This window comes from Sinomonas atrocyanea, from assembly GCF_001577305.1.
Taxonomy (GTDB): Bacteria; Actinomycetota; Actinomycetes; order Actinomycetales; family Micrococcaceae; genus Sinomonas; species Sinomonas atrocyanea.
This window is the reverse complement of record NZ_CP014518.1, coordinates 2,061,030-2,071,092: the sequence shown is the minus strand read 5'-3', so window position 1 is coordinate 2,071,092 and position 10,063 is coordinate 2,061,030. Positions and strand designations below refer to the sequence as shown.

At 72.9% G+C, this 10,063-nt stretch carries 13 protein-coding genes; 2 read left to right on the top strand and 11 right to left on the bottom strand.

Annotation, left to right across the window (positions count from 1 at the left end; genetic code table 11):
- Window positions 1-94 precede the first annotated feature (94 nt).
- The 7 genes from trpA to hisI form a co-directional block, all read right to left on the bottom strand.
- The gene (trpA, locus tag SA2016_RS09550) at window positions 95-901 is read right to left on the bottom strand and encodes a tryptophan synthase subunit alpha (RefSeq protein ID WP_066497596.1); all 807 of its coding nucleotides are present in this window, start codon (window positions 899-901) and stop codon (window positions 95-97) included.
- The gene (trpB, locus tag SA2016_RS09545) at window positions 898-2,313 is read right to left on the bottom strand and encodes a tryptophan synthase subunit beta (RefSeq protein WP_066502301.1); all 1,416 of its coding nucleotides are present in this window, start codon (window positions 2,311-2,313) and stop codon (window positions 898-900) included. The genes trpA and trpB overlap by 4 nt, the downstream gene beginning before the upstream one ends.
- Before the next feature lie 58 nt (window positions 2,314-2,371).
- Window positions 2,372-3,214 (bottom strand): indole-3-glycerol phosphate synthase TrpC, encoded by an 843-nt coding sequence (gene trpC / locus SA2016_RS09540; RefSeq protein WP_066497595.1) that lies wholly within the window; start codon window positions 3,212-3,214, stop codon window positions 2,372-2,374.
- Complete coding sequence (locus tag SA2016_RS09535; RefSeq protein ID WP_066497593.1) at window positions 3,214-3,477, bottom strand: HGxxPAAW family protein; 264 nt, start codon at window positions 3,475-3,477, stop codon at window positions 3,214-3,216. The genes trpC and SA2016_RS09535 overlap by 1 nt, the downstream gene beginning before the upstream one ends.
- A 69-nt stretch (window positions 3,478-3,546) precedes the next feature.
- On the bottom strand, window positions 3,547-4,149 hold the full coding sequence (locus tag SA2016_RS09530; RefSeq protein ID WP_244932790.1) for a Trp biosynthesis-associated membrane protein: 603 nt from the start codon (window positions 4,147-4,149) through the stop codon (window positions 3,547-3,549).
- A gap of 52 nt (window positions 4,150-4,201) precedes the next feature.
- The gene (locus SA2016_RS09525) at window positions 4,202-5,800 is read right to left on the bottom strand and encodes an anthranilate synthase component I (protein WP_066497591.1); all 1,599 of its coding nucleotides are present in this window, start codon (window positions 5,798-5,800) and stop codon (window positions 4,202-4,204) included.
- Window positions 5,801-5,853: 53 nt separating this feature from the next.
- On the bottom strand, window positions 5,854-6,249 hold the full coding sequence (hisI, locus tag SA2016_RS09520; RefSeq protein WP_066497590.1) for a phosphoribosyl-AMP cyclohydrolase: 396 nt from the start codon (window positions 6,247-6,249) through the stop codon (window positions 5,854-5,856).
- Window positions 6,250-6,350: 101 nt separating this feature from the next.
- On the opposite strand from hisI, the gene SA2016_RS09515 reads away from it, so the two are divergent.
- Entirely contained in the window at window positions 6,351-6,995 is a 645-nt protein-coding gene (locus SA2016_RS09515; protein WP_066502299.1) for a TIGR03085 family metal-binding protein, read from the top strand.
- Window positions 6,996-7,052: 57 nt separating this feature from the next.
- The gene (locus SA2016_RS09510; protein WP_066497589.1) at window positions 7,053-7,514 is read left to right on the top strand and encodes a hypothetical protein; all 462 of its coding nucleotides are present in this window, start codon (window positions 7,053-7,055) and stop codon (window positions 7,512-7,514) included.
- On the opposite strand, the gene hisF is transcribed toward SA2016_RS09510, so the two are convergent.
- The 4 genes from hisF to ribH all read right to left on the bottom strand — a co-directional run bounded on the left by hisF (window position 7,511) and on the right by ribH (window position 10,062).
- Entirely contained in the window at window positions 7,511-8,284 is a 774-nt protein-coding gene (gene hisF, locus SA2016_RS09505) for an imidazole glycerol phosphate synthase subunit HisF (RefSeq protein WP_066497588.1), read from the bottom strand. The genes SA2016_RS09510 and hisF overlap by 4 nt on opposite strands.
- Before the next feature lie 13 nt (window positions 8,285-8,297).
- Window positions 8,298-9,143, bottom strand: a complete 846-nt coding sequence (gene hisG / locus SA2016_RS09500) for an ATP phosphoribosyltransferase (RefSeq protein ID WP_066497585.1) — start codon at window positions 9,141-9,143, stop codon at window positions 8,298-8,300.
- A gap of 78 nt (window positions 9,144-9,221) precedes the next feature.
- Window positions 9,222-9,485, bottom strand: coding sequence for a phosphoribosyl-ATP diphosphatase (locus tag SA2016_RS09495; protein WP_066497578.1), 264 nt, complete (start codon window positions 9,483-9,485; stop codon window positions 9,222-9,224).
- A 103-nt stretch (window positions 9,486-9,588) separates the two neighbouring features.
- Window positions 9,589-10,062 carry a 6,7-dimethyl-8-ribityllumazine synthase gene (gene ribH, locus SA2016_RS09490; protein WP_066497577.1) on the bottom strand — a complete coding sequence of 158 codons (474 nt, stop codon included), beginning with the start codon at window positions 10,060-10,062 and terminating at the stop codon, window positions 9,589-9,591.
- Window position 10,063 lies beyond the last annotated feature (1 nt).

Sequence of the window (10,063 nt, the reverse complement as noted above, 5' to 3'; positions counted from 1 at the left end):
ACCACGCTGCCGTATGCCGAGACGGGATCGTCCGGATGCCGGACGGAAGATGACGCGCGCGGCCGGCCCGCGTTACGGGGCCGGCCGCGTCCGCTCAGGCCTGGGCCGGGGTGCGGGCCAGGCCTTGGCTCAGTTCTGCGGCGAGGCGGCCGACGGCGTCCGGGCCGCCCTCGCGCAGGGCGCTGACGATCGCGGTGCCGACGATGACGCCGTCGGCGTACGCGCCGATCTCCCGCACGTGCTCCGCGGTGGAGACGCCCAGGCCGACGCACACCCGGGGAGCCCCGGCGGCCCGGGCCGCGTCGACCACGGCGCGCGCGGCCGAGTCGACGGCGGTGCGGGCACCCGTGACTCCCATGAGGGAGACGGCGTAGGTGAAGCCGCGCGTTGCGGCGACGGTCTTGGCCATGCGCTCGGGGCTCGTGGACGGCGCCACGAGGAAGACCCGGTCGAGGCCGTACTCGTCGGAGGCCTCGAACCACTCGGCGGCCTCGTCGGGGACGAGGTCGGGCGTGATGAGGCCAGATCCCCCGGCCTCGGCCAGCCGGCGGGCGAACTCGGCGACGCCCAGGCGCATGACCGGGTTCCAGTAGGTCATCACGAGGACGGCGGTCCCCAGGTCCGCGGTGGCGTCGGTGACGGCCTTCACGACCTCGAAGACACTGGACACGTGGAAGCCATTGGCGAGCGCCTCGGTGGTGGCGGCCTGGATCACGCTGCCGTCCATGACCGGATCCGAGTAGGGGATGCCGATCTCGATGATGTCCGCGCCGTTGCGGGCGAGGGCGATCGCCGCGTCGATGCTCCCCTGGACGGTCGGATACCCGGCGGGGAGGTACCCGACGAGCGCGGCGCGGCCCTCGGCCTTGGCCTTGTCGATGGCGTCGGCGACCTTGCTCACGCGATGCCCTCCTCGGTCTCGTCCTGGTCGTCGGTGTCGCCGACGGCGTCCTCTCCTGCGTGCCCGACGGTCCCCTTGGGCCGACGCGTCGACAGGGTGGTGCCCTTGACCTGCCCGTTCTCGTCGAGCATGCCGAACCACTCGGCGGCCGTCTGCACGTCCTTGTCGCCGCGGCCGGACAGGTTGACGATCACGATCCGCTCGTGCGGGTCGCCGCCTTCCTCGGCCAGGCGCTGTCCGACCTTGATGGCCCCCGCGAGGGCGTGGGAGGACTCGATCGCGGGGATGATGCCCTCGGTGCGGCACAGGAGCCTGAAGGCGTCCATCGCCTCGGCGTCAGTGATCGGCTCGTAGGTGACCCGTCCGATGTCGTGCAGGTAGGAGTGCTCGGGGCCGACACCGGGGTAGTCGAGGCCCGCCGAGATCGATTCCGACTCGACCGTCTGGCCGTCCTCGTCCTGCATGAGGTAGGTGCGGGCGCCGTGGAGCACGCCCGGGCGGCCGAGCGTGATGGTGGCCGCGTGGTGTCCGGTCTGGACGCCGCGGCCGCCGGCCTCGAGGCCGTACAGCCTCACCGAGGGGTCATCGAGGAACCCATGGAAGATGCCGATCGCGTTCGATCCGCCACCCACGCACGCGCAGACGGCGTCCGGGAGCCGTCCGGTCTGCGCGAGGATCTGCTCGCGGGCCTCCTCGCCGATCACCTCGTGGAAGAAGCGCACCATGGCCGGGAACGGGTGGGCGCCCGCGGCGGTGCCGAGGAGGTAGTGGGTGGTCTGGACGTTGGCCACCCAGTCGCGCAGGGCGTCATTGATGGCGTCCTTGAGCGTCTGCGAGCCGTTCGTGACGGGCACGACCTCGGCACCCAGGAGCTGCATCCTGGCCACATTGAGGGCCTGGCGCCGGCAGTCCTCTGCGCCCATGTACACGACGCACTCCATGCCCAGCAGGGCCGCCGCGGTGGCGCTCGCAACGCCGTGCTGGCCGGCGCCCGTCTCGGCGATGAGGCGGGTCTTGCCCATGCGCTTGGCCAGGAGGGCCTGCCCGAGGACGTTGTTGATCTTGTGCGAGCCGGTGTGGTTCAGGTCCTCCCGCTTGAGGAAGATCCGGACCCCACCGGCGTGCTCGGAGAACCGCTTGGCCTCCGTCAGGAGCGACGGGCGGCCCGAGTAGTTGCGGTTCAGGTCGGCGATCTGGGCCAGGAACTCCGGGTCCGCCTTCGCCTTCTCGAACGTGTCGTCCAGCTCGTCGAGCGCGGCGATGAGCGATTCGGGCATCCATCGGCCGCCGTAGGATCCGAAGTACGGCCCCGGGGCGTGGCGCAGGCTGCCGGAGAGGAATTCCTCTGCCACGGCCGCCTCGGCCCCGGTACTCGTCGTGTGGTCCCCGCTGCCGGGGCTGCCTGCTGGCATGGTCTCGCCCACCAGTCCTACCTTCCTTCCGGCGCCCGCCGTGGCTGCGCCGTGTCTCCTAGTGCGCTGTCTCCTGCTGCGCCGCGTGGCGTCCGGCGATGGCCTCCGCCCCGGCCCGCTTGAAGTCCCGGATCCGCGTCAGGGGGTCGCCGTGCGTCACGAGGGCCTCGCCCACGAGCACGGCCCCGGCGCCCAGGCCGGCGTAGTACGCGATGTCCTCCGGACCCTGCACCCCGGACTCGGCGACCGCGATCGCGCCCTCCGGGAGCCGGCCGGCGAGCCGTCCGAAGACGGCCCGGTCGACGTCGAGGGTCTTGAGGTTGCGGACGTTGACGCCCACGATGCGGGCGCCCACGGCCGCCGCGCGGTCGATCTCCTCTTCGGTGTGCGTCTCCACGAGGGCATTCATGCCGAGGTCATGGGTGAGCTCGAGCAGGCCGCGCAGCCGCGCGTCGTCGAGCGCCGCGACGATGAGGAGCACGAGGTCGGCCCCGTGGGCGCGGGCCTCGTGGACCTGGTACTCGTCGACCGTGAAGTCCTTGCGGAGCACGGGGATCGTGACTGCGGCCCGGACTGCGTCGAGGTCGGCGAGGCTGCCGTTGAAACGGCGCTGCTCGGTCAGGACGCTGATCACCGAGGCGCCGCCGTGCTCGTACTGGGCCGCGAGGGCCGCAGGGTCGGCGATCTCCGCGAGGGCGCCCTTGGACGGGCTCTTGCGCTTCACCTCGGCGATGACGCGCAGCTCCCCCGGCGGCAGCCCGCCGCCGAGCGCGGCCCACGCGTCGAGCGCCGCAGGGCGCGCGGCGGCGGCCGCCTCGATCTGCGCGCCCGGGACCTGCCGGACCCGCTCGGCGAGGTCCTCGCGGACGCCGACGATGATGTCGTCGAGGACCGTGGGCATCAGTGCTGGTTCTTGAGCTTGCTGCCGCCGACCCCGTAGCCCGCCTTGCGCATGGCCCAGCCGACGATGAGGCCGATCGCGATGACCACGACGCCGCCCCAGAACACCGGGTTGCTCGCGATGACGAAGCCGATGCACGAGATGATCGACCCGATCATCATGACGAAGACGCACGTCCAGGCCGCGGGGCTGTTGCCGTGCCCGAGATCCTCGCTGGGCGTGGCCTCGTTGGCGCGGGCCTGCGAACTGTGCGTGTTGCTCATCTCTTCTCCTCCATTGCGGTACTACGGCCATTCTGCCATCTTCGGCGTCGCCCGGGCGCCACGGGCGGCTCAGCCGGTCGGGTCCTCGCCGCGCGAGAGGCTGTCCCATCCGTCGATGCCGTCGACGGCTCCGGCCGGCCCTTCGCCGTCGGTCCCGGCCTGTCCCGCGCCCGCGCCGCCGGCGTCTGGCGCGGTGCCCGCGGCGGCGGCCCGGCCGGCGTCGTACCGTGTGCGCAGCGCCCAGTGGCGGGACGCGACGATGAGCAGCACCCCGGACAGCGCCAGGAGCGTCCCGGCGGCCGCGGCGAGGGCCGGGTACGGGGTGAGCGCCACGGAGGCCTGGGACCCGGCCAGGCCCGTGGCCTGGGCGATCGAGCCCTCGGCGGCGCCCCGCGGATCGGCGAGGACCGCAGCGCAGGCCGCGGCGACGCCCACCCCCGCGAGCACCACGACGACGCTCGCCACCGCGCGGCCGACCCGCCCCGCAACGGCGGCCGCGAGCGTTCCCGCGAGGCCCACGAGGGCCAGGGCGGACACCGACGTCGCCGCCTTGCTTCCCTGCACGCTCAGGTGTGCGGTGCGCACCGCCGAGCCCTGCACCTCGGCGTCGACCCACGTCTGGGTGGTCGCGCCGAAGGCGAGGAGCGCGAAGGCGAGTGCCACGACGACCACGATGGGCTTCCTCGCCCACCGGGGCGCTGACGTGGGCGGTGCCGCCGGTGTCTCAGCCACGGGCGGCACCCGCCTGGGCGGCCGCTGCGGAGGCCTGGCGGGCGTCCGGGACGCCGGCCGCCGTCTGGGCGGGGCGCAGGGCTGAGGCGGTGTGGACGGCGCGCAGCGGGGCGGCCGCCTTGTTCACCGATTCCTGGGCCTCGGCGGCGGGGTCGGAGTCGGCCACGATCCCGCCGCCGGACTGCACGTAGGCCCGGCCGCCGCGCAGCAGCGCGGTGCGGATCGCGATGGCCATGTCCAGATCGCCCGCGAAGTCGAAGTACCCCACGACCCCTCCGTAGACGCCGCGGCGCACCGGCTCGACCTCATCGAGGAGCCGCAGGGCGCGGGGCTTGGGCGCCCCGGAGAGGGTTCCCGCAGGGAAGGTCGCCGCCAGCACGTCGTACGCGCTGGCGTCCGGGCGGAGCTTGCCGTCCACGGTCGAGACGAGGTGCATGATGTGGCTGAACCGCTCGACCTCCATGAACTCGCTGACCTCGACGGTCCCCGGTCGGCACACCTTCGAGAGGTCGTTGCGCGCGAGGTCGACGAGCATGAGATGCTCGGCGCGCTCCTTCTCGTCGGCGAGCAGTTCCTCGGCGAGGGCCTTGTCCGCCTCCACCGTGGCGCCGCGCGGTCGGGATCCCGCGATCGGGTGGGTGACGACCTGCTCCCCCGTGACGGTCACGAGCGCCTCGGGCGAGGATCCGACGATCGAGTACTCCCGACCCTCGGCGTCCTCGAGGCTGAGCAGGTACATGTACGGGCTCGGGTTCGTGGCGCGCAGCACGCGGTAGACGTCCAGGGGATCCGCGTCGCACTCGAGCTCGAACCGGCGCGAGATGACGACCTGGAAGACCTCGCCGTCGTAGATGGCCCGCTTGCCGCGCTCGATCGCGTCCAGGTAGCCCTGCTCGGCCCACTGGTGGATGACCTTGTCCTGGTAGTCGCCGTTGGGGCCGAGGATGCTCAGGGCCGGAGCGGCCGGCTCGGCGAGGGCGGCGAGCATCCGCCGCAGCCGGGCGACGGCGTCGTGCCACGCCTCGTCCACGCGCTCGTCGCTGTTGTCGAAGTTGATCGCGTTGGCCACGATCGTCAGGGTCCCGTCGACGTTGTCGTGCGCGACGAGGTCGGTCACGAGGTTCATGGCGAGCTCGGGAAGGTCGAGATCGTCCTCGGGCGGGGAGACGAGCCGCTCCCAGCGGCGCACGGCCTCCCAGCCGACGAAGCCGACCATGCCGGAGGTCAGCGGAGGCAGGCCCTCGAAGCGCTCGGTCTGCAGCGCGGCGACCGTCTCGCGCAGGGCCTCGAGCGGATTCCCCGTGGTCGGGACCCCGACCGGGGGCTCACCGATCCAGTGCGCCTGGCCGCCCCGGCTCGTGAGGGTGGCCCGGGATGCCGCCCCGATGAAGGAGTAGCGCGACCACGAGCCGCCCACCGACGCCGACTCGAGCAGGAACGTCCCGGGACGCCCGGCTGCGAGCTTGCGGTAGAGGCTGATGGGGGTCTCCGCGTCGGCGAGGACGCGCAGGTGGACGGGCACCACCCTGCGGTGGGCCGCCACGGCGCGGAACTCTTCGAGCGTGGGGCTGATCACTCCGAGGTCGTTCATGGGGTGCGGGCTTCGCTTTCGGAACGTGGGGTCGAGGGGATCCGGGGTGCCTGTCAGGCGGCGGGGCCGACGACGGCGTCGAGCCGCCGCCCGTCGAAGCAGGTGCGGGTGCCCGTGTGGCAGGCCGCCCCCACCTGGTCGACGCGGACGAGGAGTGCGTCGCCGTCGCAGTCGAGGTCGACCGACTTGACCCACTGGACGTGCCCGGACGTGTCGCCCTTGCGCCAGTATTCCTGCCGGGAACGGGACCAGAAGGTCACGCGGCCGGAGGTGAGGGTGCGGTGCAGGGCCTCGTCGTCCATCCAGCCGACCATGAGCACCTCGTGCGTGTCGTGCTGCTGGATGACGGCGGCGACCAGGCCGGCGTCGTCCCTCTTCAGGCGGGCGGCGACGGCCGCGGGAAGCGCGCTGGCAGGGGCGTCGGCGGGCAGGGGCTTCTCTTCAGACATCCTCTCAAGTCTAGTCGGCTGCACGGCGGCCCGGCGCCGCGGTGCCCCGCGCCCGCCCGCGGCCGGGCGCATCGCGCCCGCGCATGCTAGTTTCGCCAGTGATGCACTTCGTAGACCCGTCGCGTGAAGTCCTGGCCGAGACACTGCTCGCGGCCGGCCCCGACGCGCCCACGCTCTGCGAGGGCTGGAGGACGCGCCACCTCGCCGCCCACCTGTACCTGCGGGAGCACAGCCCCCGCGTGGCCCTGGGCCTGCTCCTGACCTCCCGGGCCAGGACCTCCGACCTGGCCACGGAGAAGCTGGCCGCCACCCTGTCCTCCCCGGCCCCCTACTCCCGCCTGGTCGAGGACTTCCGCGCCGGCCCCCCGGCCCTCTCGCCGCTGCGCCTCGCACCGCTCGACGAGGCCGCCAACCTCGCCGAGTTCTTCGTGCACACCGAGGACGTGCGCCGCGCCACGGACCGCTGGGCGCCCCGTTCGCTCGACAGCGCGTACGCCGACGCGCTCTGGGACGAGGTGGTCCGGCGCGCCGCGTTCCTCTACCGCGGCGTCGACCTCGGGGTCGTGCTCGTGAGCACCCTGGGGCCGCGGCACGTGGCCAAGCGTGCCCCCGTCTCCGTCGCGATCGTCGGCGACCCCGGCGAGCTGCTGCTGCACGCCTTCGGGCGCCGCGCCCAGGCCCTGGTGACCTTCGAGGGCCAGCCGGACGCGATCGCGCTGCTGGACAGCGCCGACATCGGCCACTGATCCTCCTCCGCCGGCCCTCCTCGGCGGCGAGCCGCCGCTGGGTGGCAGGATGGAGCCATGACTGACTTCGAGCTCCGCTGGGACACCGTCGCACCGCTGTTTGCCGCGCTCGGCGACGACCGCGCGCTCGCGCCGCACGGCGGTGCCGGGCCCGCGGACGCGACGCTGCTGACGATTGCCACCGGAGACGTGCCGCAGCCGCCCAGGCTGCCGGAGGGAGGCGGCCTCTCCGAGGCGCCGCTGGGCGAGTACGACGCCGTCGAGCTCACCATCTGGGGCCGGCCGGCGGCGAAGGGGCTGATCGCCTTCGGCGAGGGCGTGGCGGCCATCGGCGGGTTCGAGTTCGCTGCCGGCGACGCCGATGGCGCGCTCGGCGCGGCGGTGGTCTCGGCCCTCGCCGAGGAGGCCTTCCTGGAGGGCGCGGAGTGGCTCGTGACCCTCGTCGACGGCGACCCGGCCGAGGTTCCCGCATACCTCGCGGAGGGGTGGCGCGAGGCCGCGAAGGTCAGCGCCTCCTAGCGGACCGGGTAGCCGGCCTCGCGGATCGCGGCCTTGACCTGGCCGATCATGTCCGCGGGGCCGAAGTGGAACATCGACGCGGCCAGGACCGCGTCGGCGCCCGCGGCGATGGCCGGCGGGAAGTGCTCCGGGGCGCCGGCCCCGCCGGAGGCGATGATCGGGACCCTGACGGCCGCCCGGATGAGGCGGATGAGCTCGAGGTCGAAGCCCTCCTTGGTGCCGTCGGCGTCGATCGAGTTCAGCAGGATCTCCCCCACGCCCCGGTCCGCGGCCTCCTTGGCCCAGGCGACCGCGTCGATGCCCGTGCCACGCCGGCCGCCGTGGGTGGTGACCTCGAAGCCGGACGGGGTCACGGTGCCGCCCTGGACGCGCCGGGCGTCCACCGAGAGCACGAGGACCTGGGAGCCGAAGTGGCGGGTGATCTCGTCGATCACGTCGGGGCGGGCAATCGCCGCGGTGTTGATCGATGCCTTGTCCGCTCCCTCGCGGAGGAGGCGGTCGACGTCGGCCACTCCCCTGACGCCGCCCCCGACGGTGAGCGGGATGAAGACTTCCTCCGCGGTGCGCCGCACGACGTCGAACGTCGTCTGGCGGTCGGCGGAGGAGGCCGTGACGTCGAGGAACGTGAGCTCGTCGGCGCCGGCGGTGTCGTAGCGGTGGGCGAGCTCGACCGGGTCACCGGCGTCGCGCAGGTTGAGGAAGTTCACGCCCTTGACGACGCGGCCGGCGTCGACGTCGAGGCACGGGATGACGCGGACGGCAACACTCATGGCGGTCCCTCCCCTAGATGCGGCAGGCGTGGATGCTGCTGACCAGGATGGCACGGGCGCCCAGGTCGTACAGCTCGTCCATGATCCGGTTCGTCTCGCGCTTGGGCACCATCGAGCGGACGGCCACCCATTCGGAGTCGCGCAGCGGTGAGACAGTCGGCGACTCGAGCCCCGGGGTGAGCGCGGCGGCCTTCTCGACGAGGTCCTTGCGGATGTCGTAGTCCATGAGCACGTACTGGCGCGCCACGAGGACCCCCTGGAGGCGGCGGATGAGCACGTCGATCGCCGGCAGGCTGCGCCCCGGGCGGCCGATCAGGACCGCCTCAGACTGCAGCAGGGGCTCGCCGAAGACCTCCATCCCGGCGGCCTTGAGCGTGTTGCCCGTCTCCACGACATCCGCGATCGCGTCGGCGACGCCGAGGCGGACGGAGGACTCGACGGCGCCGTCGAGGCGGACCACGTGGGCTGCGGCAATGCCGCGCTCACCGAGGTAGCGGCGGACGAGGCCGTCGTAGCTGGTGGCGATGCGCTTGCCCTCGAGGTCCGCGAGGCTCGAGAACGTGCCCACGGGGCCGGCGAACCGGAACGTCGAGGCGGCGAAGCCGAGGGCGAGCAGCTCCTCGGCCTCCACCTCGGCGTCCAGCAGCAGGTCGCGCCCGGTGATGCCGACATCGAGGGTGCCATGGCCCACGTACACCGCGATGTCCCGCGGGCGCAGGAAGAAGAACTCGATGTCGTTGTCGGGGTCGACCATGACCAGTTCGCGGCCTTCGCGGCGCTGGCGGTAGCCGGCCTCGGCGAGCATCGACGAGGCGGCTTCGGACAGTGATCCCTTGTTCGGGACGGCTACACGGAGCATGGGAGGGCTTTCTGGAGGTGGGGCTTGTGTCGGGGCGGCCGGAGCCGCGGCGGCCTGCCGTGGGGGCAGGCGCCGCGGCTACAGATGACGGTAGACGTCCTGCAGCGACAGGCCCTTGGCCAGCATGAGCACCTGGAGGTGGTAGAGCAGCTGCGAGATCTCCTCGGCGGCTTCCTCGTCCGTCTCGTACTCGGCGGCCATCCACACCTCGGCGGCCTCTTCGACGATCTTCTTGCCGATGCCGTGCACTCCGGACTCCAGTTCGGCGACGGTGCGCGATCCGGCCGGGCGCTTCTCGGCCTTCTCGCTGAGCTCGGCGAACAGTGTCTCGAAATCCTTCACGGCCTCAAGCCTACTGGAGAGCTGGAGGACGCCCGCACCGGCACCGGGTCTGTGACTGCCGGCCTGTGACGAACCCGACACGCCGGCAGGACCGCGCATCCGCCTAGAGCGCGCGGAGCGTGGCCGCGGTCAGCAGCGCCGCGGTCGTGGCCTCGTGGCCCTTGTCCTCGCTCGAGCCCGGAAGGCCAGCGCGGGCGATGCCCTGCTCCTCGGTGTCGCACGTGAGCACTCCGAAGCCGACCGGGACGCCGGTGCGGACGCTCACGTCCGTCAGGCCGACCGTGGCCGCCTCGCACACGTACTCGAAGTGCGGGGTGCCGCCCCGGATCACGACGCCGAGGGCCACGACGGCGTCGTGCGTCTCGGCGAGCCGTGCCGCGGCGACCGGGAGCTCGAAGCTTCCGGGAACCCGCACGAGGGTGGGATCCGTGATGCCCGCCTCGGCCGCGGCGCGCAGGGCGCCGTCGACGAGCCCGTCCATGATCTGGGTGTGCCAGCTGGCAGCGACGACCGCGAGCCGGAGGCTGGCGAGGTCGGGGTTGTCGAGGGACAGTGTGGGGGCGCCGTGGCCGCTCATG